24 protein-coding genes and 1 pseudogene are annotated in these 22,849 nt (G+C 41.1%); 13 read left to right on the forward strand and 12 right to left on the reverse strand.

The genetic code is table 11. The annotated features are described in order from the left end of the window. Positions 1 to 132: 132 nt before the first annotated feature. The 3 genes from AN214_RS08170 to AN214_RS08180 all read left to right on the forward strand — a co-directional run bounded on the left by AN214_RS08170 (position 133) and on the right by AN214_RS08180 (position 4,856). Positions 133 to 2,895, forward strand: a complete 2,763-nt coding sequence (locus tag AN214_RS08170) for a tetratricopeptide repeat protein (RefSeq protein ID WP_054979279.1) — start codon at positions 133 to 135, stop codon at positions 2,893 to 2,895. Between the two features lie 397 nt (positions 2,896 to 3,292). Then, entirely contained in the window at positions 3,293 to 3,991 is a 699-nt protein-coding gene (locus tag AN214_RS08175) for a helix-turn-helix transcriptional regulator (protein ID WP_054979280.1), read from the forward strand. 187 nt (positions 3,992 to 4,178) lie between these two features. Then, a complete protein-coding gene (locus AN214_RS08180) occupies positions 4,179 to 4,856 on the forward strand; it encodes a hypothetical protein (protein ID WP_054979281.1) in 678 nt (225 codons plus the stop codon). Between the two features lie 90 nt (positions 4,857 to 4,946). Here the strand turns inward: AN214_RS08180 and AN214_RS22990 are convergent, their stop codons facing one another. The 6 genes and pseudogenes from AN214_RS22990 to AN214_RS08205 all read right to left on the reverse strand — a co-directional run bounded on the left by AN214_RS22990 (position 4,947) and on the right by AN214_RS08205 (position 9,027). Then, positions 4,947 to 5,270 (reverse strand): OmpA family protein, encoded by a 324-nt coding sequence (locus AN214_RS22990; RefSeq protein WP_232732411.1) that lies wholly within the window; start codon positions 5,268 to 5,270, stop codon positions 4,947 to 4,949. 120 nt (positions 5,271 to 5,390) lie between these two features. After that, a pseudogene (locus tag AN214_RS22995) lies at positions 5,391 to 6,161 on the reverse strand (CsgG/HfaB family protein); the annotation flags it as partial. After that, on the reverse strand, positions 6,158 to 6,580 hold the full coding sequence (locus AN214_RS08190) for a curli assembly protein CsgF (protein WP_232732390.1): 423 nt from the start codon (positions 6,578 to 6,580) through the stop codon (positions 6,158 to 6,160). The gene AN214_RS08190 and the pseudogene AN214_RS22995, both read right to left, overlap by 4 nt. Before the next feature lie 8 nt (positions 6,581 to 6,588). Continuing rightward, on the reverse strand, positions 6,589 to 6,984 hold the full coding sequence (locus tag AN214_RS08195) for a CsgE family curli-type amyloid fiber assembly protein (RefSeq protein WP_010559511.1): 396 nt from the start codon (positions 6,982 to 6,984) through the stop codon (positions 6,589 to 6,591). 33 nt (positions 6,985 to 7,017) lie between these two features. Continuing rightward, a complete protein-coding gene (locus AN214_RS08200) occupies positions 7,018 to 8,526 on the reverse strand; it encodes a curlin (protein ID WP_054979284.1) in 1,509 nt (502 codons plus the stop codon). Positions 8,527 to 8,544: 18 nt separating this feature from the next. Further along, positions 8,545 to 9,027: a curlin subunit CsgB gene (locus tag AN214_RS08205; protein WP_054979285.1), complete on the reverse strand. Its 483-nt coding sequence runs from the start codon at positions 9,025 to 9,027 to the stop codon at positions 8,545 to 8,547. Between the two features lie 397 nt (positions 9,028 to 9,424). Between AN214_RS08205 and AN214_RS08210 the strand changes: the two genes are divergently transcribed. After that, positions 9,425 to 11,929: a S8 family serine peptidase gene (locus AN214_RS08210; protein WP_054979286.1), complete on the forward strand. Its 2,505-nt coding sequence runs from the start codon at positions 9,425 to 9,427 to the stop codon at positions 11,927 to 11,929. A gap of 97 nt (positions 11,930 to 12,026) precedes the next feature. Here the strand turns inward: AN214_RS08210 and AN214_RS08215 are convergent, their stop codons facing one another. Then, positions 12,027 to 12,527 carry an NlpC/P60 family protein gene (locus AN214_RS08215; RefSeq protein WP_054979287.1) on the reverse strand — a complete coding sequence of 167 codons (501 nt, stop codon included), beginning with the start codon at positions 12,525 to 12,527 and terminating at the stop codon, positions 12,027 to 12,029. Positions 12,528 to 12,765: 238 nt separating this feature from the next. Here AN214_RS08215 and AN214_RS08220 point away from each other — a divergent pair, with 238 nt between their 5' ends. Beyond that, entirely contained in the window at positions 12,766 to 13,608 is an 843-nt protein-coding gene (locus AN214_RS08220; RefSeq protein ID WP_054979288.1) for a Tim44 domain-containing protein, read from the forward strand. A 55-nt stretch (positions 13,609 to 13,663) separates the two neighbouring features. On the opposite strand, the gene AN214_RS08225 is transcribed toward AN214_RS08220, so the two are convergent. After that, positions 13,664 to 14,056 carry a hypothetical protein gene (locus AN214_RS08225; protein WP_054979289.1) on the reverse strand — a complete coding sequence of 131 codons (393 nt, stop codon included), beginning with the start codon at positions 14,054 to 14,056 and terminating at the stop codon, positions 13,664 to 13,666. A gap of 249 nt (positions 14,057 to 14,305) precedes the next feature. On the opposite strand from AN214_RS08225, the gene AN214_RS08230 reads away from it, so the two are divergent. Next, complete coding sequence (locus AN214_RS08230) at positions 14,306 to 14,554, forward strand: DUF3297 family protein (protein WP_054979290.1); 249 nt, start codon at positions 14,306 to 14,308, stop codon at positions 14,552 to 14,554. A gap of 101 nt (positions 14,555 to 14,655) precedes the next feature. On the opposite strand, the gene AN214_RS08235 is transcribed toward AN214_RS08230, so the two are convergent. Then, positions 14,656 to 14,991, reverse strand: a complete 336-nt coding sequence (locus tag AN214_RS08235) for a DUF5522 domain-containing protein (RefSeq protein ID WP_082428535.1) — start codon at positions 14,989 to 14,991, stop codon at positions 14,656 to 14,658. A gap of 83 nt (positions 14,992 to 15,074) precedes the next feature. Continuing rightward, positions 15,075 to 16,220 (reverse strand): chromate efflux transporter, encoded by a 1,146-nt coding sequence (chrA, locus tag AN214_RS08240; protein WP_054979339.1) that lies wholly within the window; start codon positions 16,218 to 16,220, stop codon positions 15,075 to 15,077. A 109-nt stretch (positions 16,221 to 16,329) separates the two neighbouring features. Here chrA and AN214_RS08245 point away from each other — a divergent pair, with 109 nt between their 5' ends. The 3 genes from AN214_RS08245 to AN214_RS08255 all read left to right on the forward strand — a co-directional run bounded on the left by AN214_RS08245 (position 16,330) and on the right by AN214_RS08255 (position 18,507). Continuing rightward, positions 16,330 to 17,247, forward strand: a complete 918-nt coding sequence (locus AN214_RS08245) for a LysR family transcriptional regulator (RefSeq protein ID WP_054979291.1) — start codon at positions 16,330 to 16,332, stop codon at positions 17,245 to 17,247. Between the two features lie 282 nt (positions 17,248 to 17,529). Continuing rightward, a complete protein-coding gene (locus AN214_RS08250) occupies positions 17,530 to 17,763 on the forward strand; it encodes a hypothetical protein (protein WP_054979292.1) in 234 nt (77 codons plus the stop codon). A gap of 171 nt (positions 17,764 to 17,934) precedes the next feature. Then, positions 17,935 to 18,507, forward strand: coding sequence for a YSC84-related protein (locus AN214_RS08255; RefSeq protein ID WP_054979293.1), 573 nt, complete (start codon positions 17,935 to 17,937; stop codon positions 18,505 to 18,507). A gap of 47 nt (positions 18,508 to 18,554) precedes the next feature. Here the strand turns inward: AN214_RS08255 and AN214_RS08260 are convergent, their stop codons facing one another. Then, positions 18,555 to 19,235: a tellurite resistance TerB family protein gene (locus AN214_RS08260; protein WP_054979294.1), complete on the reverse strand. Its 681-nt coding sequence runs from the start codon at positions 19,233 to 19,235 to the stop codon at positions 18,555 to 18,557. Between the two features lie 195 nt (positions 19,236 to 19,430). Between AN214_RS08260 and AN214_RS08265 the strand changes: the two genes are divergently transcribed. Continuing rightward, on the forward strand, positions 19,431 to 19,802 hold the full coding sequence (locus AN214_RS08265; RefSeq protein ID WP_010559495.1) for a DUF2750 domain-containing protein: 372 nt from the start codon (positions 19,431 to 19,433) through the stop codon (positions 19,800 to 19,802). A 91-nt stretch (positions 19,803 to 19,893) separates the two neighbouring features. Here the strand turns inward: AN214_RS08265 and AN214_RS08270 are convergent, their stop codons facing one another. Beyond that, positions 19,894 to 20,994 (reverse strand): c-type cytochrome, encoded by a 1,101-nt coding sequence (locus AN214_RS08270; RefSeq protein WP_054979295.1) that lies wholly within the window; start codon positions 20,992 to 20,994, stop codon positions 19,894 to 19,896. Positions 20,995 to 21,216: 222 nt separating this feature from the next. Here AN214_RS08270 and AN214_RS08275 point away from each other — a divergent pair, with 222 nt between their 5' ends. The 3 genes from AN214_RS08275 (at position 21,217) to AN214_RS08285 (ending at position 22,830) form a co-directional block, all read left to right on the forward strand. Further along, positions 21,217 to 21,522 (forward strand): hypothetical protein, encoded by a 306-nt coding sequence (locus AN214_RS08275; protein ID WP_408002957.1) that lies wholly within the window; start codon positions 21,217 to 21,219, stop codon positions 21,520 to 21,522. Further along, positions 21,519 to 21,902, forward strand: coding sequence for a hypothetical protein (locus AN214_RS08280; protein ID WP_054979296.1), 384 nt, complete (start codon positions 21,519 to 21,521; stop codon positions 21,900 to 21,902). Before AN214_RS08275 ends, AN214_RS08280 begins: the two co-directional genes overlap by 4 nt. Positions 21,903 to 21,972: 70 nt before the next feature. After that, on the forward strand, positions 21,973 to 22,830 hold the full coding sequence (locus AN214_RS08285) for an alpha/beta hydrolase (protein ID WP_054979297.1): 858 nt from the start codon (positions 21,973 to 21,975) through the stop codon (positions 22,828 to 22,830). The last annotated feature ends 19 nt before the right edge of the window (positions 22,831 to 22,849 follow it).

Genomic DNA, 22,849 nt, shown 5'->3' on the forward strand with positions numbered 1-22,849 from the left:
AAATACACAGTTGCCAAGCTTTAATCTCCCGTTTAAAAAAACCATAAATCTACCTCTATACTTTACCTTTCTGCACATCATAGGGTGAAAAAGTGGTCTACACTTTAGATGAATCAGCCGTAGGTTAATGCTATGTCACGTTGTGTATTATGTTTTTTTGTTATGTGTTGCTTAGCGTTTTTTGTGCATGCCAACGAGGTTTCGCTGCCAAAAAATAACGCTGATATTTCTGAAGTGATCCATTTTCTTAAAAAAAATTCCATCAACAGTCCAAAAATAGTCATAAGTTATATAGAAGACAACAAGTTAACGCAAAAAGCGTTTAGCAATGAAGAGAAAATTAAAGTATTAAGTTATTACGCTCAGGCAAATCAGTTTATAGGCGAAATTGAAAAAGCCAACGCTATGTTAACTGAAGCATTTACCATAATCAGTAAGAGCTATGTATCAGCTGACACACAGGCAATTGCCTTGTTTGTGCGCGCTGCAATAAGCAGTGAAACGACACAATACACACAAGCAATAAATGATTTAAATATGATTATTGCACTTTACCCTAAAGATAGTAATAACAAAAATATTGGTAAGACTTATCAAACCCTCGCAGATACGTATCTACAGATAAATGATTACAAAAATACCTTTGATGCGCTATACAAAAGCCAATTTGTTTTTAAGGCAATTAAAGATCAAACCATGCTCGCTGTGAGCTATGGTCGCCTTGGTTCGGTGTATCGTTCAATTGGGGATTTCGATAAAGCCCTTGAAAATATGCTTAAATCACTCAAAGCATTAGAGGGTACCCAGGCTGAAAGGCGAGTTGCTATTACCTATAACAACACCGCAATTATCTATAAAGACTTAGGCCGCTATGATGAAGCGATTAACTTACACAAACGGTCGCTCAATCTAAAAGAAAAAATTGGCTATCAGCGTGGCATGGTTTATTCCTACAATAACTTGGGCGAAACGTATCGACTAAAAGGCGATAAAGTACAAGCGCAGCGCTACTTAGATGAAGCACAAGCCCTTGCGGTAAAGCTTAATAATACTATGTTACTTGGTTCTACTTATTTATATAGAGCACGCATAGCTAAAGAAAACAACAAGTTAGAGCAAGCGTTAACGCATCTAGACAATGCCATGACGATTTACCAAAAACGAAATTCGAAAGCTCGTATATCGGAAGCATGGGTTGAATATGGAGATATTTACTTCGCGCAAGACGATTTTGTAAAAGCTGAAACTAGTTATCAACACGCAATTGAACTAAGTCAGGCTGTGCAAAAAAATGTCGTGACCTTTGCCGCCTATGAGGGCTTAGTTAACGCGTTAAAACAACAGCAAAATTACCAAAAAGCGCTTAATGCATTAATTGTCTATCAAGGGTTAAAATCGGCCTTATTTGATAAGCAAAGCCAACAGCGACTTGAATCTTTAATTGTAGAAAATCAATTATTTCACGCACAGCAAAAATTAAAATTGGCTCAGCAAGAGGGCAAGCTAAAGCAGGCCGAGTTGGAGCGGGTAGAAACGCACCGAAACTGGAGTGCTTTTACCTTGGTTGTTATTTTTATTATTAGCTGGCTGATATACCGCAAAGTGCAGCAACATAACCGGATTAAAATGGAAGTGCAGGCGCGTGAAGCACTGGAGGAAAGCGAACGAAGACTCAACCTCGCACTTTGGGGCAGCGGCGATACGCTGTGGGACTGGGACTTAAGCCATGGCGAAATTACTCGTAATAATTTGCCAGTGGAATCCCGTCTTGCGGAGCGAACCTTGGGCTTAAATACTGAGGCACTTAAAGACTACGTACACCCTGATGATTACCTATCACTTTCTCAAGCATTCGATGCGCATATCAATAAAAAAACACCGTTTTTTGAAGCAAATTATCGGGTGCTAGACAAACAAGGAGAATGGCGCTGGCTGCTTGATAGGGGCAAAGTAGTTGATACCGATGAACATGGTAAAGCATTGCGCATTACCGGAACGCAACGAGATATTACAAAACTAAAGCAACAAGAAGTTGCGCTATTAGAGTTAAACAGCGAGCTTGAGCAGCGCGTTGCGCAAAGAACGACTGAACTTGCAACAATGAATCAGCAACTGATGCATACAATTGAAAAATTAGAAGTTGCTCAGGAGTACATTATTGAAGCCGAAAAACACGCAGCACTAGGCAGCATGGTTGCGGGGCTTGCCCATGAAATAAATACGCCTCTTGGCACTGCCATTACTGCGGTAAGTCATCTTAAAATGCAAACAGTGACCACTGAGTCACAATTTAAAAGTAAAACCTTATCAAGCCAAGCGTTTGAGAGTTTCTTAAATGATGTAAATAACAGTAGCGAATTAATTGAAAGTGGGGTTGGTAAGGCTGGCGAACTGGTAGAGCGGTTTAAACTGCTTGCCGGTAAAAATAGCGAACAAAAGCCGACTGTAATAAACCTTTCGACCCTATTATTAGAAAGCTTTAAAGTGGCGTTAAACACGCTGCAACGTGACCCTGAAACTGCCAACTTAACCATCAGTGGTGATGTGGAGTTAGTTAGTTTTGCGGCAACATTAGCGCAAGTATTTAATATTATTGTAGAAAATGCGTTACTGCATGCTGATGTACCGTATGTAGAAATAACCTGTGAACTGTCTAAAGTAGGCTCAGGTGTTGAAATAAATTTTTATGATAACGGTAAAAACATTGAGGTTGGCGATGAAAAACGGATATTTGAACCTTTCTATACACGAAAACGTCAGTGCGGATATGCAGGACTTGGTTTGCACATTGCCTACAATAATGTAACACAAGACCTTAATGGCAGTATTGAGTGTTACCGCGATGCAAGCAAAGGGCTCGGATATAAAATAAAGTTACCCTCTATTGAAAATTAAAAATTTAGCTGGCTAGATGTTGAGATTTAATAATATCTAGACGTCTTGATTGCCTATTTTAAGTACAAAATGAAACGCGAGAATACAAGTGTTTCAAACAACGAGTAAACATCTAAGTGTTTATTTATCAATCGGTTATGCCTAAATTAACGATGTGCTTTTATCATTTCTAAACGTCATTAAATGCGTTTAAATATCGAGGATTTACAACTAAGGTTTAATTGCGTTTTATGCCTTACACTTTTCTAGTATAAAGTTGCTAATTTACCTCAATATGAAAAGAATTTTAGTACCCGTTTTAATTACATATTGTTATAACTTATTGTTTTACTTGCGGTGTAAAATCACATAATCTGGAGATGGCATTCTTATGACAATTAACTAAAGGACGTTATAAGTGACAAGGACGAAATCTCAAGTTTACTTACAAGTTGCCGCTAATGCGCAACAACAAAACACAACGGAAATTCTACTTAAAGTACTCGAAACATTGTGCTTAAACGTAAAGGTAGAGTCGCTGTTCCCAGCAATAATCGATTCATCGGACAGTGCAGAACTGTATTTAATTTGCGCTAAAGATGCGCCGTGGAATGATATGTTGCCCAGCGCGCTTATTAATCTGGCGCGTCATCATAAAGTAGTGATTTATGACGCGCATAAAGATAATATTTGCGAACAATTACTACTGCTCGCTAATGTTAAAGGTGTTTTTTACCAAAACGATACACCCGATGTATTGTTTAAAGGCGTACAAAAAGTACTGAACAGCGAGTTGTGGTTTCAACGTGGTGCAATTTGTGATGCATTTTCAAATCTGTTGGCGCTACAGTTACAACGGCAAGATAGCAGTGGGCACAACGAAGCGTTAGATAAGCTTACCAACCGCGAACGCACAATTATTCGCTTGGTGTCGCAAGGCGCACAAAATAAAGACGTTGCTGAGCAGCTGCATATTAGTGACCATACGGTCAAAACCCACCTTTACAGTGCGTTTCGCAAAACCAAAGCGCGAAACCGCATTGAATTGGTTAACTGGGCACAACAGTTTTTGCCTTCGCTGGTTAAAAGCGGCATTGATATTAGTCATCAAAGTTAAATCCAAGAAATAGCGCTTTTGGATAGCTATGGCAATCGCTTAAGTGATTGACATTTAGCATAAAACGAGAAAAATCCGATGAATTAACAGCATCGGATTTTTTTATACTTATTTTTAGGGTAATACACCAACTTCATGATGTTAAAATTATTACTTGGAAACTAAAAAAGTTTTTAACGGGGGTTAGATGAGGTTATTTAAACTAGCGATGACCGCTACAGGTATTTTGTTACTGTCATCTATGCTTTTTTACAATAAGCATGGGATTGCATGTGAGGCTGCTCCGCTGCTTGGGTTTGAGCAAATTGATGCGGAAATTTATGTCGATGCGACATTAAGTCAAACAGAACGAGACGCCCTGATAACCTTTGTTGATAAAGCGCAAGAAAGGGTTAGTGCAGCTTTTGGTGATATGAGTTCAAAACCTCGTTATATAGTGACAAAAAAGAGTGCTCAATTTGGCTTTAACCCAACAGGTATGGCCAGAAGCTCATTAACACGAGAGTGTGTTTTTATTGGTCCTAAAGGCATCAATGTCGATGTTATCGCCCATGAAACGTCTCATGCAGAAGTGTTTTATCGCGCAAATTTTATAACTCAAACGTTCAAAATCAAACCATGGTTGCTGGAAGGGGCTGGCACATATGTTGATTACAGAGCCGCCCTAAAGTTAGAAAATATTGCGCTCGATAAAGCTTTAGTAGAAAAAGTAACAATGTTATCCGATTTTTCGCCAAGCGATACATGGGCTTATCAAGCATCACGAGTTGCATTTGAGAGCATAGACCCTAAAACATTTTATAAAGGCATCGAGCGGTTAAACGAAGGTGAAAGTTTCGAATCGGTTTTTGGTTATGCCAACTAGCGCGTATTTAGGTTAAGTCAAAAAGTAATCATGCCAACTTTTTACCATGTTTAAGTCGGCATGATGCGTGTTAATTTTCGCCTCGCGCAATTAGCTCGACTTTAAATTGATAATCACACGTCTGTCGAAAAATAAACCTTCGTTATCTGCTGTGTCGTACTGCGCATCATCATCACCGCGGGCCATAATACTTACGCGCTCTTTGGCAATGCCGTTAGTAATGAGGTAGTTGGCGATGGCATTTGAGCGAGCAAGCGAGAGCGCATGATTGCTTTGGTCGTCACCACGTTTGTCGGCGTAACCAAATAGTTCAACGTGAGCTGATTTTTGCTGTGATAATAACGCTAATACCTGCTCTAATTGGGTATTATATAGCGGTTCGATTTCAGCGGTTGCCGTTCTAAATTGCACCATAAATGAAATGCTTGGTGCTACGTTACGTTTTGCAATTTGTGCTTTTTGCTGTTTTGCTTTTAACGCGGCAAGTTGCAGCTGTTTTTGCTGACGTGCTTTAGCAAGGGCAATGCTTTGCTGTTTAGTAGTCCACACCCCTTTATCAATACCTTTATGCACCAATTCAGAGAGTGCTTTTTCAATCGCCTGTTTGACACAAATATGCATTGGTTCGTTTTCACTAAAGCCCGCTTCCGCTTCGGCTAAACGTTTGTAGCTTACATAACGGAAAAAGCCTGCACGCATTTCTACGCTGAGTACTTTTTTGGTGGTCGCAACGGAAAGCAACACTTGCCCGGTACGCACATCAACCGCGCGCAGGTAAATTGAAATAATGTCTTCGCGATATAACTCAGATGCACCAATACCAAAATATTCGGCACCCAAACCACCAGTTTTTACGTTTGAGTCATAGCTAATCACACCGCCTTCAAGGATAATTTTTGCTGTGGTCAGTGGCGGTAATTGGGCAGCTTCATCTTCTTTGTTGGATAGCGCTGCACGCACAATTTTTCGTTCGGTGAGAATGTTTTGCAGGCCCTCACGTTCAACCGGAATAAACCAATCTGACTCGTGCAGTGCTTGCACTAAAATCGAGTTCGCCCCTTGCGTTACTGCGGTAGAAAATGAACTGACATTGGTTTGCGGTTTGTATTGTCCGGTTTGGTCGCGAAAAGAATAAACCGATACAGGAATGCTGCCAGCGGGCGCGGGAAGACCACTCAGCTCACTAAAGGTTTTTGTTTGAGCAAGCTGCTGTGCCACTTCAAGCTCGGGTGGTAAGGTTTTTTTGATGGTGCTGCAACCTGCTAATAACACCAACACAATACTAATAAATACACGCCAAATCATTCGCCAAACCTCGGTACTTCAACAACCACTACTTCGCCCGTAACCATATTGGTGATTTGCACCGTGATGGTGTCGCTACCACTGGTTAAGATTTGAATTTCATAGTCACCGCTGGTGAAAATGGAGTCTTGATTGAACATGCTGTCTTCTACACCTTCACCAAACGCGAGATCGGTGATTTCGCGCACCATGCGGTTAATATAAGAACGCTCTAATGATTCTTGAAATTTTTCGGCGTAGGTTTTTTCGTTGATGGGCGCACGGTGTTTGTTTTGTGATTGTGCTTTATTTAGCAGCATCGCGCCATTGAGCGGACTGCCACCAAAACTTGGATTAACCGGCGTATACACCAACTCGGTGCTGACAACACGGCTTGAAAATACCAATAAAACGCTGCTTACTATTATTTTATTTATCATTTTTATGGTTACCATCCACTGCTTGCTAAGTCTTCACTTTGCTCAGAAAACTTAGACTTGGCGATTGCGTCAATTGTCGCGAAAATCGCTTGTTCTACTTTATCTTTTACTGGCTCGATACGACGACCCATGTAAGTGGCATAAATTGCTTTGCTATTAACTTCAACAAACAATTTAGTACCAGCGCGCGGTACAACCGCTTCTTTTATTACTACATTAATGCCAGTAGTGCTTGGCATGTCTTGCCATAACAAACTGTACGAGTGGTAGAACTCTTTACCCGAGCGACTTAATGTTCTGTCGAGTAACAGGCCACTAATTTCAATATCTTCGCCATTTGCTTGCGGGCTAAAAGAGGCGCCTAAAAGCGTTAGCGTTATGATTAGTTTTATAATTGAATGCATTAGAAAAGGGCCGCGGGCGGCCCTACCATTTTGTTACTGCTGAATAATCGTTGCAGTGTTGTAATCACCCGTTTGCGTTACAGTTACGCTACCTGAAGCACTGTAAATACCACCATCCACTAAGTTGCCGTCGCCAACTTGTGAAATTGATAGTTCAACATCAGAGCCTTGCACTATAAACCCGCCGGTACCCATACCGCCAATCATGTTGTAGTTACCTGTTTGCGCGATATCAAGCGTGTTGCCACTGCCTTCAATTAGTAGGTCAAGCGAGTTGATTTCGCCGTTTTGGGCAATATCAAGCGTGTTGTCATTGCTGTCTACGGCTGTGCTAAATGTCACTGCTGATTCGTTTTGATTGCCTAGCTGCTGCACGTTAATGTCGTTGTTGTAGCTAGTAAGTGATTGATCAGGGTAAGACGACTGAACATAACTGCTGTTTTCGTTACCCACTTGCGTGATGTTAACGTCGTTATCGCTACCATTAAAATGTGCTAGGTGGCTTGCGTTAGCGTCACCATCTTGGTGTACGATTAGTTCGTTGTTATCGCCAATTGCGCCAACATACGAGCTATTGTCATTGCCAAGTTGTGTTACTTGGAAATCATTATTGTCACCAACAATGTCACTGCTTGATTCGTTGCCGTCACCATTTTGTTCAACGATTAATTCGTTATCAGAACCAATAATGTAAGTGCTATCAAACTTGTTGCCTGTGCCTTCTTGGTCGATTGAAACCGTGTTATCTGAACCTTCAACAATGGCTGCTGTGAAATCATTCTCAGCACCTTCTTGTACAATGCTGATGTCGTTATCGTCGCCAGTAACTGAGCCAATTGCAACGCGCTGCACATCGCCTTGTTGATTTACGCTTAGCTCGTTATTGTGGCCAACTAATTCTTGAACGCCAAGTACGTTCCAAAAGCCAGACTGTTCAACTTCAATATTGTTTACATCGCCTTGCACGCTTTCTAGATTTGTTTCATTCCATACGCCTGACTGATTAATGTAAACCGTATTGTCGTTGCCTTCCATTGCTTGGTTGTAAGCCCAATGACCGCCATCACCTTGCTCTATTGTGATATCGTTATTATCACCTGTCACAATGTTTACCGCTTCATTAGAAATACCAAAAAAGTCAGCGCCAGACTGATTAACCGTAATTTGGTTTGCGTCACCTGTTAGCTCAGTTAGCGCAATGTGTGATGAGCCGTTTTGGTCGTACGATTCAAGGTTGTCATTACCTTGTGTGTTTAGCAGCAACATATTAGAAGTGCCCACTTGTGTGGTTTGTGTGCTGTTCGCGCTACCTTGCGTTTCAGTTTTAAGGTAGTTCAAATCACCTTCTTGCAGTGCAACTAAATCGTTACCAAATGCCGCACCGGTTTCAGATGTTTGGTTTACAACCATAGTGTTTGCGACATTTTGCACTGTGTTATTTGCTTTAACCGATTTACTGTCGTCTTTTGTACTTGCCATTGCCGAAGTAGAGCCAACAGCCAGTGCTACAGCTAAGGCTAATAAAGATTTATTCTTATTCACGGAGTATCTCCTGTAAAATTATTGCTTGTAAAACGTCACATTCACTTCAATACCGTTACCTATTTGCTGAACTGTAAAGGTTTGTTCGCCAGCTTGAGAGATATTGGCGGTATTGCCGTCGCCTTGTTGCAGTATATGTGCTTGGTTGTTATTTCCTTGTTGTAACAGGTTTACAACGTTATTTGCGCCATACTGAAACAACGCAGCTTCGTTGTTAGTACCGTATTGGGTAACATGCGCTTGATTGGACGTTTCGTTTATTTGATTAACTGTTGCTTTGTTTAAAATCCCGTACTGAGTGATAACCACTTGATGCTGTTGCGCACCTACTCGGTATTGCAGGGAAGTATTTAGACTGAGAGAGAGAGGAGATTCTTGTAGGTCCTTCGCTAATGCTAAGTGAGAATTACTAAGCGCTGCTAAGTAAAATACAGAGGTACACAAAACCGTACCTAACGATTTGCATATACCAGATTGAGTTTTACAGAGTTTTGCTTTCATCACAGAGCTTTAGAGTAAGAACACGACAGCGATTAAATTACTATTTTTACGAAAGCGAGCGCTATCAGTCAAATTTGTGCTTCTTTAATTTTATCTAATAAACAAGAGCTTATGTTGTTTTTTACGGTGGTGTTAAATATTTGTGAAAGGCCAGCTACCAAAAAAGTGCTAGTCGTAAAACAGTAATATTTAATTGATTAAAAACAGCTGCAAGAAATTAATTCCAATAAAAATCAGCTTGTTAAAGGTTTTATCAATTTTTATTTATATTAACGCTTGCGCCTTTGTTGGGAACTGTGTTTGATAAAAAGGTTGCTTAAAAATTTAGATTGATGAGTTGTTGAGATAGGTGCTCGATTGACGAGCGTACATTTTATAAAAAAATGGAATTTCAATAATGAAAGCGAAACTTTCTGCAATTTCACTTGCTTTGCTTCCTTTGGTTGCAAGCGCATCAGCAATAACGACACCAGCGGTTAAAAGCGCTGACGGTTACAAAAATAATTCAGTTATTGTTGTGTACAAACAACATGCTCGCGCAGCAGATAAAGCAGCTGCACGTAAACTTGTAGCAGCGACTATTTCAGATGCAAACCTTGATGAAATAGATGACCGTTATAACCACATTCTTAAAGGTCGTATGGCGCAATACACGTTGAACGATAACGATGTAAAAGGCGCAATATCAAAACTGCAAAATCACCCAGCGGTAGACTATGTAGAGCCTGATCATATAGTGTCGATTAATGTACAACCTGATGATCCACAGTTCAGTGATTTATGGGGTCTGAACAACACAGGTCAAACCGGTGGCACAAATGATGCCGATATTGATGCACCTGAAGCGTGGGATATCTCAACCGGTAGTCGCGACGTTGTCGTGGGCATTATCGATACGGGTGTTGACCACACACATGAAGACATTCAAGCAAATGCGTGGGTTAACCCAAATGAAATCGCAGGCGATGGCATCGATAACGATGGCAATGGTTATATTGACGATATTCACGGTATAAATGCAATTACCGATGTGGGCGACCCAATGGATGACCAAGGTCATGGTACGCACGTTGCAGGCACAATTGGTGCAACGGGTAACAATAGCCAAGGTGTAGTGGGCGTTAACCACAGTGTATCTATGGTTGGTTGTAAGTTCTTATCAGCACAGGGTACTGGGTCAACTTCAGATGCCATTAAATGTATCAACTACATGGTTGGCTTAAAAAATGCTGGTGTCGATATCAAGGTACTAAATAACAGTTGGGGTGGCGGTGGCTTTAGCCAAGCGCTATCTGACGCGATCACAGCATCTGAACAAGCTGATATCTTATTTGTTGCCGCGGCAGGTAACGACGCGGTAGATAACGACGCAAACCCTCATTACCCGTCTAGTTACGAGCATGACAGCGTATTAGCTGTAGCAAGTACTGATCACTCTGACAATATGTCGAATTTCTCACAATGGGGTTTAACAAGCGTTGATATGGGCGCACCAGGTTCAAGTATTTTGTCTACTGTGCCAGGTAATGGCTATGCAACTTACTCAGGTACGTCAATGGCAACACCACATGTTGCGGGTGCTGCAGCATTAGTATTATCGTTAAACCCAACGCTGAGTGCATTACAGTTAAAAGAGTTATTAATGAATTCAGGTGATGCAAACGCGGCACTGCAAGGTAAAACAGTTGCTGGTACACGACTAAACGTATACAGCGCACTTGAACAGTCTAATCCAGAGCCTGGATTTAGATTGATCACAAGCCCAACATCACAAACCGTAACAGCAGGTCAAACAGCAACGTATGAGTTTGAAATTGCGTCTGTTGCGAATTGGGATGACGTAGTAACACTTACTTTAGACTCATCAATTGCTGGTGCAGCATTGTCAACTGACACTGCCACACCGGGTCAGATTGTTACGCTAACTGTGCCTACTGCCGCTGATACGCAGTGGGGTGATTATAGTTTCACGGTAACAGGTCAAAGTGGCGCGTTAGAGAAATCAAGTACTGTTGGATTATATGTTAACCCACAAGGGCTCGCTGACTTCACTTACGGCAATAGCGACGCAGTATCAATTCCAGACAATGACCCCGCAGGTGTATCGTCTGTCATTACTGTGCCAGATGAAATCACCATCTTTAATACACTCGCGACGGTTAATATTACACATACCTACATTGGCGATTTAATTGTTACCCTTACTTCACCGACAGGCACAGTGACAACACTGCACAATAAATCGGGCGGTTCGGCTGACAATATTAACCAAACGTATGAAGCAGTTATTTTCAATGGTGAAAATGCAGCTGGCGATTGGACCTTATATGTTGAAGATACCTATAGCGCAGACACAGGCTCATTAGACAGCTGGTCGTTAACCTTCAGTGCAATTGGCGATGTTGCGCCAGTAGCACCGGTTGCTGATTTTACCTTTGAGCGTGATGGCTACAATGTGATGTTCACTAACGCAAGTAGTGATCGCAACAATGATATCGTGTCGTATCTATGGGACTTCGGTGATGGCAATACATCAACTGAAGCAAACCCAGTTCATGCATATGCGGCGGCGGGCAATTACAACGTGTCGTTAACCACAACTGATGCAGAAGGCCTAAGTGATACTGCAAGTAAAGATGTACAAATCTCAGACGCCAACATTGTGGTTGATGTGAAACGTGCAAACTTATCGCGTACAGGCTTTATGCGCGTTGAGTTATTAATCGATGGCGCAACAGAAGGTACTGTCGACGTTTACCGTAATGGTGAATTGTATGAAACGGTAGAAAATGTGGGTGTTTATCGTGACTTCAGCCGTGGCGTAACGGAAACAAACTTTACCTATAAAGTTTGTCAGGCAGGCGATGTTTGCTCAAATGAAGTAACGGTTAATTTCAATTAATCAATTGTGATTTAATAACCTAACCGATAAGAGTTATCGTACGCTTTATGTTTAAGCAAGTGCGGTAACTCTTTTTTATTGGACTTGAGGGTCTTTATTAAAAGTTAATGCGTTTTGCCTGCCAAAAAGCGCTTCGCCAATAGCTATTTTTTAACGACGACACAATAACGCCTTGACTGGTAGAGGCATGTAAAAACTGATTATCTTCAATATAAATACCAACATGATAAGTACGAAAACCTGTTTTAAAAAACACTAAATCGCCCGCTTGTAAGTCTGGTTTGTTCACTTTGTTGCCAAATTCAGCCTGTTTAAGGGTCGTACGCGGTAATAAAAAGCCAAAACGGTCAATATAGGTCGTTTGCACAAACGCCGAACAATCAATGCCTTTTTTTGATGTACCACCCAGTTTGTATGGCACGCCTTGCCAAGCATCTAGCTGTTGATAAAGCGCATTCGCCACAGAGTTATTACTTGATTCGTTTACTTGGTTGTTTGGCACAGGTGCTGTAGCGTTTGAGGGGGATTTTGCACAGGCAACAAGTCCTAAACAAAGTGTTAGGCAAAGTAATGGGGGAGTATTTTGGCGTAACAGCATACTGATGCAATATCCTTTTGTAATTCGCTGGTTTACTCTAATTGCTTTGGCTTTATGTTGTTACATGATTTTTGTCAATTATCAACTCTGTTATAAAAATTGATGGTCAAGGTAATGATGTTTAGAAAAAATTTAATGAAATTTTCAATAAAATTAACCACTTTATATTGCTTAAACCTATTGACTCTAAAAGTGCCGCTTTTAGAATGCTCGCAGCTTAATAATATGGAAAAATTTAATGAAAAAATTCGCATGGTTTTTCGCACTCGTTGCGTTAATGTTTTCTTTTTCGTTTGATGCTGAAGCACGTAAAAAGTTTGGCAGCAAAAGCAAAGGTAAAACGAAACAAACCACAACAACACAACAAAAACAGCAAGTTGATACAAATAACCCAACGCTTCCGGCAAAGAAATCTTCTAAAAAAGGCTTAATGGGTGGCATTCTAGGTGGTTTACTTGCCGGTGGCTTAATTGCCGCAATGCTAGGTGGCGATTTTGAAGGATTCCAATTTATGGACTTCATCATTATTGCGCTCGTTGCGTTTGTATTATTTAAATTGTTTAAAGCATTTATGATGAAAAAGGCGCAAAGCCAATCGCAGTTTGCAGGCGTGCCGCCAGTGCAACACGCTCCTTCGTCACAGGCTGCGCCGCAGCAATTTAGCAATCAAGGCTTTGCACAGCAGAGCCAATCGGTACCTATGAATTTACCGATTAGTTTTGACTTAAACGGCTTTTTGCAAGGTGCTCGTGAGCACTACCATACGTTACAAAAAGCATGGAATGATAACGACTTTACGGTGATTTCTGAGTACGTAAGTGAGCAACTGTTAGCTGAACTAAAACAAGAGCGAGCAGAGGTTGAAGAAGTGGCGACTGAAGTTATGTTTATCGATGCAGAACTAGCACGTGCTGATACATCACCTATGTTATGGGAAATCAGTGTACGTTTTCGTGGTAAATACCGCGATTTAGGCGATAAGCAAGAAGAGGCAATTGATGAAATTTGGCACCTAGAGCGCAGCTTGTCACAGCAAGATGCACCTTGGGTTATCGTAGGCATTGAAGACAACGCCGCGTAATTTGCCAAACGAATGAAAAGTTAAAAGCAGCCGATTGGCTGCTTTTTTACGTTTATTAAGACTGATTTTTTAACAGTATGGATAAATGTTGTTGTAGCTCTGTTGGACTATCTGGAGTATGTAAAAAGCCACCTAGTCTTGCGCCAGATAATTCTTGCCTAATATCGTATTTTAGCGCGTTTAAGCGAGGCACCACGTTGTCGCCTTCGACAAAGTACATGTCCAAATCCATTAAAAATGGTACGCGTAGCGACATAGTAATGCGCGCCATTAAATTGGGGTAAAGTGCCATTAAATCCGAAAAGGTGAGTTGTATTTTCTGTTTACCGATTATTTTAAAGCCCGCAGCTTTAATTTTATTACGAATAAAGTGGTGTTTACCAAACAAGTAGGTTTCGGGTTTTAGTAAGTAAAACGAGACACATTTATTCTTAATGAGTTTTCTCATACGCACACTCCCTTACTTCAAATTGTTGGCCGCGTTAAGGTTTTAAATTATTTGGCCAATATGCTTACTATAGAAGCAAAAGCACATTGCTAACAAATTGTTTTGTGTAAATGATTATTACCTCACCGCTTTTTAGCAAAGGTAAAGTACGCTTTTTACAATTCTCGATTAATTTAGTGCTTTGCTATTGAGCGTATACGGTCAATTTTCTACAATGGCGCAAATTAAATACGTAATAAAGAAATAACTATGAACGATAAAACAGATTTACCAGCATTACCGGATCGTCTTTCAATTAACCCGCGCAGCAAATTCTACTCTGAAGAAGTGTTAAAGCAGGATATTGGTATTCGTTTCAATGGTAAAGAGCGCTCTGACGTTGAAGAGTATTGCATCAGTGAAGGTTGGATTAAAACTGCTGCACCAAAAGCGTTAGATCGTTACGGCCAACCTATGCTTATCAAATCAAAAGGCACGGTTGAAGCGTTCTACCGTTAACCTAAAAAGTGCACCTTTTTAGGTGCACTTTTCCAGCAGCTATCTATCGCTCAATGATTTTGAGTTACTGGGCTTTTCGACTAAGCCTAAACTCAGGTTGTTTAGTAAGCGCAATGCTTACAGCCATTACCACAGCAATAACCGCGTTTTAAATGCGCCCATTTCGTCATCACACGATAACCGTCTTCATTTAAATAATAATCTAACTTTTCAACGGGAAACTGGTTTTGATATTGCGCAGCAAGCGTAACTAATTCGCTATTTGATTTCGTTTCGTAAAGACGTAATAGTTCATCGTTAATTTTATCGATTAAACATGCTTTACATAAGCAATTGGCGTCTTTAGTGACTGGTAAAATATTGGGAAGCGAAAAACACCAACAACTGCCTTGTTGGCTTTCGCATTTGAATGGGGCTTGGCAAGAAATACAGTTCATAATTTGGCGCAAAAAAGCGTTAGCATAAGTAAAATCCCACACTAACGCAAATTTCAATTTGCGGCGTTTGCACCCTTTGCTGCCTAAATGGCGCTTAACGCTAATCCGCCTAGCATAAAGCTAACAACTAACCAAATAATAGGAAGTTTTAACTGTTTCATAATTAAAAAGCCAATCAATACCAAAGCGATATCTTTTGGTGCACTTACCGCACTTGTGAAAATAGGCGTATAAAGCGCCGCTATTAGCAATCCTACAACCGCGGCGTTAACGCCTGCAAGCGCACCACTTACGCTTGGTTTGTTAGCAAGTACTTGCCAGTCTTTTAGCACCGTTAATAACAGTAAAAAGCCTGGTAAAAATACCGCTAAGGTAGCGCTTAGCGCACCGATAATTGGCGCATTATCAAATAGTTCATAGCCAATATAGGTAGCAAAGGTAAACATAGGCCCAGGTACTGCTTGCGCCGCTGCGTAGCCTGTTATAAAAGCGTCTTGTGATAATTGGTCGCCAACGATGTTTTGCAGTAAAGGCAGTACTACATGACCACCGCCAAATACTAAACTACCAGCCTGATAAAAATCATTAAATAGGCTTATTTCAGGTGCCAAAGATGCAGTTAAAGGCAGCCCAAGTAACAAGACAATAAACAACAGCAATGGTATTAGGCTAGGTTTAAATTCTTGCTGATGTGTCGTCGGTATTTTACCTTTTAATGCAACCGCGCCAATAAGCGCAGCGCTAATTAACACGGCAAATTGCGTGCTAAGAGTAGGGCTTACAAGCAATACGCACGCTGTGGCGATGCACAAAAATACGGTTTTAGTGTCTTTACAGAAGTTTTTAAACATTCCCCATGTGGCGTCTGCCACTACTAAAACGGCGAGTAGCTTTAACCCGTGAACAATACTTTCAAAAATACTGTTATTAACCAGCGCACTTGAGGTGATTGCAAGCGCCAGCATAATAATCACCGATGGCAGAGTGAAACCAACAAACGCCGCGATCGCACCTTGTAAACCGGCACGTTTGTAACCTAATGCAAAGCCTACTTGGCTTGAACCAGGCCCGGGTAAAAACTGACTAAGCGCAATCAGTTGGCCGTACTCTTCATCACTTAACCACTTATATTTAGTGACGAAGGTTTGGCGAAAGTAGCCAATATGGGCGGCAGGCCCCCCGAAACTGACCCAGCCGAGTAAAAAGAACGTTTTAAAAATACTGAACATACGCGCATAAATATCTGTGTTATCAAACCTGCGCAAAGCTTAAAAAAAGCGATACAATTAATCCAATTAATATTATTTGTAATAAATATGAATTAAATGGGATTGGTTAATGGTTTCGATTGAAGAAACGAAATGGCGCAATGTCGATTTAAACCTGCTGGTGGCTTTTTCGTATTTGTATCGCTTTGAAAGCGTTAGCTTAGCGGCAGAAAAAAACTTTGTTAGTCAATCGGCAATGAGTCACAGTTTATCGCGCTTACGGATATTACTTGATGACGAACTGTTTGTGCGAGTGGGCCATAAAATGGTGGCAACAGACTTTGCTCATGCGGTTTATCCGAGTGTTGAGTCGATGCTGCAATTAGTGCAACAGCAGGTACTAAAGCGTGACACTTTCAATGCAAAAACCTATCAAGGGGTTTGTCGAATTGGCTTAACCGACTACGCTGAGTATATTTTTGCGCCGGCTATTTTCGATTTAATTCGTGCGCAAGCGCCTAATGCGCAAATTAGTTTCGTTAACGTAAATAGGGTGAATTACCGTGAACTTAGTGAGCAAGAATCACTTGATTTGGTGATTGGCAGCATTCCTAACTTACATAACGCGTTTGAAAGCGAGTTACTGTATAGCGAGCAACACATGTGTTTGTTAAATAAAGAGTTTGCCAAACGCATAATGCCAATCACAAAGCATACTCTTGCTAATATTGAACATGCGATTGTCAGCCCCGATGGTAGTTTAACCACTCAAGTAGATAATTTGCTGAGTGAAGATGGTTTAACACGCAGGGTGACTGTGGCTAGTCGTAACTTTTTAACCGTACAACGTTTACTGTTGGAGCGAGATCTTATCGCGATTGTGCCAAAGCGCATGGCCGAAATCTCATTACCTAACGATGCGCTACAAAGCGTCACGCCGCCTATTAAGGTACCTGATTTTGATATTTCTATGTTGTGGTTAAAACGTTCACGGGCCAATGAAAAACACATTTGGCTGCGTTCAATCATGAAACAAGTCGTAAGTTAGGGACCGTTGACGGTTCAAGTTGGCTTTTTACAGCAGTTTGATTTGGTTTTAGACAAGGAAAAGGCTAGGTGGAAACGCTACTTTATGTGAGTTTGCCGATAGCGTCTTTGGGCTTCAGCAAAGTCACTTTCCTACATCAATGAGGAGCAATACAATAGGAAGCTAATCAGGCACCATAATTAAATTTTGCTCAAATAGCACAAAAATAAAACAGTGGTTGAATGTTAAGCTTGGATTAAGGGAAATAATTGAACAATACGCACTCCACAGAAGGAAAAAGTTATGAGCAATTTAATTTTTCAAAATAAGCTATCTTTTACATTAACACTGTTAGCCGCTATTGGGCTTGGCGTATTCTTATTGCCAATAGTGTTATTTTTATGGCTAACCATGATGATGTTTATTGGCCTTAACGTGTTAATTGCAAAATTACGTGGCGGTACGCTAACGGGGAACGGCTTTAAAAAGCCAAAATACGCATTTTATAAAGGCAAAATCGAAAAAGTGATTAACTAGTTTTAATTGTTTAGTTAACCCGAATTCAAATAAACCTTAATCGCCTGCTAAAAAGGGCGATGTTTTTACCGATTAAACGTGCTGCTTTTTTGCTGAACATGCCATTTGTGCAGCACAATAAAATACGTGGTCAGCTACAAAGATTATTCAACATGTAAAAGGAGAGAGAATATGGGAAAGTTTCTTACACCAATACTGTCACTACTACTTGTTAGCATCAGTACGTTCGCCAGTGCCGATGAATATCAAACTACGCTACAAAATTTTAAACAATCTCACGAAACCAAGCGCTTTTTTAATAGTGCTTATGGCTATGTGGTATTTCCAACCATTGGTAAAGGTGGCTTAGGGTTAGGCGCTGCCTTTGGTAAAGGTCAGGTTTACAAGCAAGGCAAAGCGGTGGGTAAAACAAGTGTTAGTCAATTATCGGTTGGCTTTCAAGCAGGAGGGCAAGCCTACAGCCAAATCATTTTCTTAAAAGACAAACGTGCGTTTGATGAATTTACCTCGGGCAATTTTGAATTTGGTGCAGGGGCGTCAGCAGTTGCTATTACCGCCGCGGTTCAAGCGCAGGCAGGCTCTACGGGTGTTAGTTCTAGTGTCGGCACCGATGCGAATTCCACCAAGCAAAATAAAGCAAAATACCGTAAAGGCATGGCGGTGATGACGCTGGCAAAAGGCGGCTTTATGTACGAAGCTGCACTTGCTGGGCAAAAATACAATTACACACCGTATAAGCAATAACACTCAAAAAACCAGAGGCGACTCTGGTTTTTTAGTTGTTGCTCTCGCTAATCAGCTTGGTTTAGTTGATGATGAATACTGTTTACTAAGTCGCGTGGTAAACACAGTTGATTAGCTAAAGTTTGTAAATATTGCTGTGATGCACTTTGGTTTAAATCAATTGCGCTTGCTGCATACACTTCAATGCCCGTTTGTGCGTTAGGCACGGTTGCAACTAGCTCACTTAAGCTCATTGGCGCACGTAATTCATCAAACAACATGGCTTTTTCTTGTGTTGTTAGTGCCATTTGCTCTACTTGAGCGAAAATAGTTTGGCGCTCATTTTCATCAATATGGCCATCGGCATACGCTGCCGCGATCATGGCGCGCATTATAATTAACTGGCCGTTACCCGTTTCGTCTTCAACAACGGCATCAAAGTTTTGCTCTTGCATATGTGTCGGCTCAACGCGGTATTGGCTACTGCGATTTTGCATAGCGTTATCAAATGCCTGCCTATCAGAGGCTTGCTGAGTTTGGCTGCTTTTTTCGCTGTATTGTTGATAAGCTTTCCAAGCGAGTCCGCCAACGGCGGCCAGTGCGCCATACTTTACTGCTTTCTTACCCACTTTTTTTGACTTCTTACCTGATAGCAAACTGGTTAAGCCGCCACCTGCTACACCACCTAAAAAACCACTTAATGCACCTGATTTATTTAGGCTGCCAACTAATTTTTGTAGATCTTTCATTGCTTTCTCCACAATTGATAACTTTCATTAGAGTAAAAAAAATGATGCAATAAAGGAACAGCAGAACTGTTACAAAGTGATTCAAACATTTTGTGATAATCGGCAATTAAAATGTGTGAGTTACATTTCTATGCGATAAATTTGTCACATAAAAGGTATAATCTCACACACATAACACAGACAGTAGGAGATGCTATGAGTGATACCAACCAACGCGAAATCTTAGCGGAATTTTTAGCGCAAAGTAAAACAAGCCAATCAGTGTGGGCACTGCAAGATAAAGAAAGTGAAGATTGGGTTGTATTAGATTCTCCTAATTTTGAAAATGCAGAAGTGATGCCAGTTTGGTCAAGCAAGTCGTTGGCCGAAACACACTGTGTACAGGAATGGCAAGCATTTACACCAAGCGAAATTTCAATTAACGACTGGTTAGATTATTGGCTAGAAGATTTAAAAGATGATGACATTGTTGTGGGTGTAAACTGGGCTGAAGAAGGCGATATTGTTGAGCTTGAAGTGACTGACTTTAGCCAAGCGCTTGCCAGCATTCAACCAGTTAAATCATAACGTTATAGCCATTTTTAAGCAGCATTCACACACTAAGTGAATTGCTTTAATAAGTCGGCGTAGTTTACGCCGACTTTTAATTTTAAGTGCATTAATCGTTAACGCCGTCAATATCGCCACGCCTCACCGGATAGCCTTGATTCATCCAACCAAAAATACCTTCCCACAAGACAGCTGTGCGGGTATAACCACGTTGCCTTAGACGATTAATCGTGTGATCGGCGGCCGCACGCGGACATGAACAATAGGCAACAATTTGTACGTCTTTTGGAATGCCAGCCACAGTTTCATCTAAATCTGCGTAGTAGGGGAAAGGAATCGCCCCTTCAATGTGTGCAGTTTGCCAAACCGATGTAACCCGCGTATCGAGCAGCACCATGCGTTTTTTGGCCTCAAGCGCTTTGTTTAAGTCTTTTGACAGCACATACATGCCATCTTTTAAATCAAAGTTTGGATCGTCGCCGTTTTTGTTTACGATGTAATTTTCTGGCGTAGGCAGTGCTTTGAGTACCGGTGTCTCATCTTTCCAACCGAGCGACTTACTGCGTAAAAACGCGGTAATATTGTCGATATCAGCACTTGAAAGTTTGTCTTTAAACGATTGCATTGGCGTATCTTGCCGCCCATTTTCAATGGCATAGCGAATAAACTCATCGGTATTATGAGCCAGCGCTGATTGGTTCATAATGGCAGGGCCGGTGATCCCTTGGCCTTTATCGCCATGACAGCTAGCGCATTCTTTTTGGTAGACTTGCTCACCTCGCTTAATATCGCCGTGAACAGGGTTAGTGGTAAACTTTAAGCGATCGTAACCCGCTTGTTCAAATAGCCAATAGGTGAGATCCCAGGTTTCATCCAATGTCATTGGACCGCCAACCTCATCTAAATAACCACCCATTGCTGTTCCTACACGTCCGTATTGCATTGGTCGTAAAATTTGATGGGCAATGCCTGATTCCATTAAGCTTTTACTGCGAAGTGACGGTGCGTGATCGTTTTTATGACCTTCGCGGTTTTCACCGTGACAAAGAGCACAGTATTTTTGATAATTAGCTGCAGCGACTTTAGCTTGTTGTGTGGTTAATTTGCGTGGAGGTGAACGCAGTTCGCGCTCAGCTGAAGTACTGTTAAATGACACAAATGCCAGTATTGCTGAACATGCAATGGTGATTTTTTGAGTAAAGGTTAGCATGGAATTCCTTGTAATTTGCCCCAAAATCCAGAATATCAGGCAGTGACTTTATTACTAGTGAAAAACAAATTTAGTAACAATTACGTGAAAGTATTTACGTTTATTGTATATGGCTAAAAGTATGGCTATTTATCTAACGGCGTTTTGATTAAAATAGCCGTGATGACCTTATTTACTCCCCTTATTTATAGTTTATTTTTGCTCGGCAGTGTGAGTTGCTACGTGCTGCATTCCTCTTTTTCGGTACCAATTGTGTTAGCGGCGACGTTTCCTGCACTTATTGGCAGCTTTATCCCGTTTAAAACAGAGTTTAAACATCACCCTTATGCTGCAATTTATACGGGCTGCTTTGCCGGAATGTGCTCTACTGCAGCTATTAACTCACTTTGGGAACTAATATTTGTCGCCTTGATTGGCACATTTTTGTATATAAAAAGCATTAGTTTATTTGAAGGATTTGGCGGCAGATTAGGTGGAATCGCGTTTACCTGTAGTGCTTTGTTTGTATTGATTAAAGGTGTGCTATGAGCCTAGATTTTATGCTTATTTCACTGTTTGGTTCACTTGCCACCTATTTACTTGCCAAGCGCAATCGGTTTGATGGCATAAGAGCATCCACTTCGCTTTCGATTATTGCTTATTTGTTTTTTTACACCGTGCAATGGGATGTTGCGCTTTATAGTTTAGTGTTTTTTGGCAGCACCTTTGTTGGCATGAGCGCTCCTAAACGCTTTGGGGTTTATACTCAGGTGATTGCGGCGGTGCTGTTTTCAGTATTGTTTGAAAACTTGGTGCCGTTCATTAAAGATTATGGCGGTGCCCTTGGTTTAAGCGCGTTTTTCTCGGTGTGTGTGTGCCATTTAGGCATTTTACTTGGCGCACCGCGCAGCATTAAAGTAGATAAATAACGCTCAAAGTGAACTAACAGACTGAGCGGCGCGTAAAACTAACTACATCAACACAGTTTAAGAGGTGTGTATGAAGTGGTTAATACTTGGCGCACTACTTTTCTTGCAAGGATGCAGCAGTAACTATTTTTTATATAGTCCAAATGACAAAATTGTCTTTTCAAAAGACGACTTTTCTCACCCAGTGAAAGACAGTTTTATTCGCTCTCGCTCGGGCAACACTTTACATTTACAACATCATTTAAGCGACAACCCTCAAGGACTCGTTATCCACTTCCATGGTAATCGTGGTAATTTATCGCAAACCGTTGAAAAGGTAGTATGGCTGGTTGATGAGGGTTACGACGTGATGTTAGTTGATTATTCTGGTTACGGCTTATCAAACGGCAAACCGACCCGTGAAAACTTAGCATTAGATGCTCAAACTGTGTTTGAAATTAGTCACGGTCTTGCCCATCAACATAAAGTGATTGTTGCCACGTCAATGGGCGGTGCGATTGCCCTTGATGGCTTAGCCAAAAGCAAACTTGAGCGTTATTTCGACCTGTTAGTAATTGATTCAAGCTTTGACAGTTATCAAAATCTTGCGCGAGATGTAGTAGCAAATGTACCAATTGCAAAGTGGTTTAGTAGTCGTATTCCTGCGCTTGTGAGTGATGAACGCTCACCTGCCAGTAACATTAAGCAAATTGTGAATATTGATACCATTATTGCTCATTGTAATGATGACAGATTGATCCCTATTACTCGTGGCAAGGCGCTCTATCAAGTCGCTGGCGATAACAGCCAATTTTGGCAATTTAATGGTTGCCGCCACGCGCGCACTTTTACCGACGAATTTCCAAATAATCAGCAGCGATTATTAGCACATATCAGAAAAAATCGCGGCGCAAGTTTAGTCGCAAGTAATACGTTAACCAGTCCTTAGCAGGGTTAAAGGTGCCTTT

The sequence above is a fragment of the Pseudoalteromonas sp. P1-9 genome, from assembly GCF_001399975.1.
In the GTDB taxonomy this organism is placed as follows: domain Bacteria; phylum Pseudomonadota; class Gammaproteobacteria; order Enterobacterales; family Alteromonadaceae; genus Pseudoalteromonas.

Bases quoted from the DNA above. Each gene is read 5' to 3' on its own strand.
- AN214_RS08190 (WP_232732390.1), bottom strand. From the start codon at position 6,580: ATGATAAATAAAATAATAGTAAGCAGCGTTTTATTGGTATTTTCAAGC.
- AN214_RS22990 (WP_232732411.1), bottom strand. From the start codon at position 5,270: ATGGTGCAATTTAGAACGGCAACCGCTGAAATCGAACCGCTATATAAT.
- AN214_RS08195 (WP_010559511.1), bottom strand. From the start codon at position 6,984: ATGCATTCAATTATAAAACTAATCATAACGCTAACGCTTTTAGGCGCC.
- AN214_RS08210 (WP_054979286.1), top strand. From the start codon at position 9,425: ATGAAAGCGAAACTTTCTGCAATTTCACTTGCTTTGCTTCCTTTGGTT.
- AN214_RS08220 (WP_054979288.1), top strand. From the start codon at position 12,766: ATGAAAAAATTCGCATGGTTTTTCGCACTCGTTGCGTTAATGTTTTCT.
- AN214_RS08260 (WP_054979294.1), bottom strand. From the start codon at position 19,235: ATGAAAGATCTACAAAAATTAGTTGGCAGCCTAAATAAATCAGGTGCA.
- AN214_RS08235 (WP_082428535.1), bottom strand. From the start codon at position 14,991: ATGAACTGTATTTCTTGCCAAGCCCCATTCAAATGCGAAAGCCAACAA.
- AN214_RS08205 (WP_054979285.1), bottom strand. From the start codon at position 9,027: ATGAAAGCAAAACTCTGTAAAACTCAATCTGGTATATGCAAATCGTTA.
- AN214_RS08255 (WP_054979293.1), top strand. From the start codon at position 17,935: ATGGGAAAGTTTCTTACACCAATACTGTCACTACTACTTGTTAGCATC.
- AN214_RS08170 (WP_054979279.1), top strand. From the start codon at position 133: ATGTCACGTTGTGTATTATGTTTTTTTGTTATGTGTTGCTTAGCGTTT.
- AN214_RS08215 (WP_054979287.1), bottom strand. From the start codon at position 12,527: ATGCTGTTACGCCAAAATACTCCCCCATTACTTTGCCTAACACTTTGT.
- AN214_RS08245 (WP_054979291.1), top strand. From the start codon at position 16,330: ATGGTTTCGATTGAAGAAACGAAATGGCGCAATGTCGATTTAAACCTG.
- AN214_RS08230 (WP_054979290.1), top strand. From the start codon at position 14,306: ATGAACGATAAAACAGATTTACCAGCATTACCGGATCGTCTTTCAATT.
- AN214_RS08225 (WP_054979289.1), bottom strand. From the start codon at position 14,056: ATGAGAAAACTCATTAAGAATAAATGTGTCTCGTTTTACTTACTAAAA.
- AN214_RS08270 (WP_054979295.1), bottom strand. From the start codon at position 20,994: ATGCTAACCTTTACTCAAAAAATCACCATTGCATGTTCAGCAATACTG.
- AN214_RS08250 (WP_054979292.1), top strand. From the start codon at position 17,530: ATGAGCAATTTAATTTTTCAAAATAAGCTATCTTTTACATTAACACTG.
- AN214_RS08265 (WP_010559495.1), top strand. From the start codon at position 19,431: ATGAGTGATACCAACCAACGCGAAATCTTAGCGGAATTTTTAGCGCAA.
- AN214_RS08280 (WP_054979296.1), top strand. From the start codon at position 21,519: ATGAGCCTAGATTTTATGCTTATTTCACTGTTTGGTTCACTTGCCACC.
- chrA (WP_054979339.1), bottom strand. From the start codon at position 16,220: ATGTTCAGTATTTTTAAAACGTTCTTTTTACTCGGCTGGGTCAGTTTC.
- AN214_RS08180 (WP_054979281.1), top strand. From the start codon at position 4,179: ATGAGGTTATTTAAACTAGCGATGACCGCTACAGGTATTTTGTTACTG.
- AN214_RS08285 (WP_054979297.1), top strand. From the start codon at position 21,973: ATGAAGTGGTTAATACTTGGCGCACTACTTTTCTTGCAAGGATGCAGC.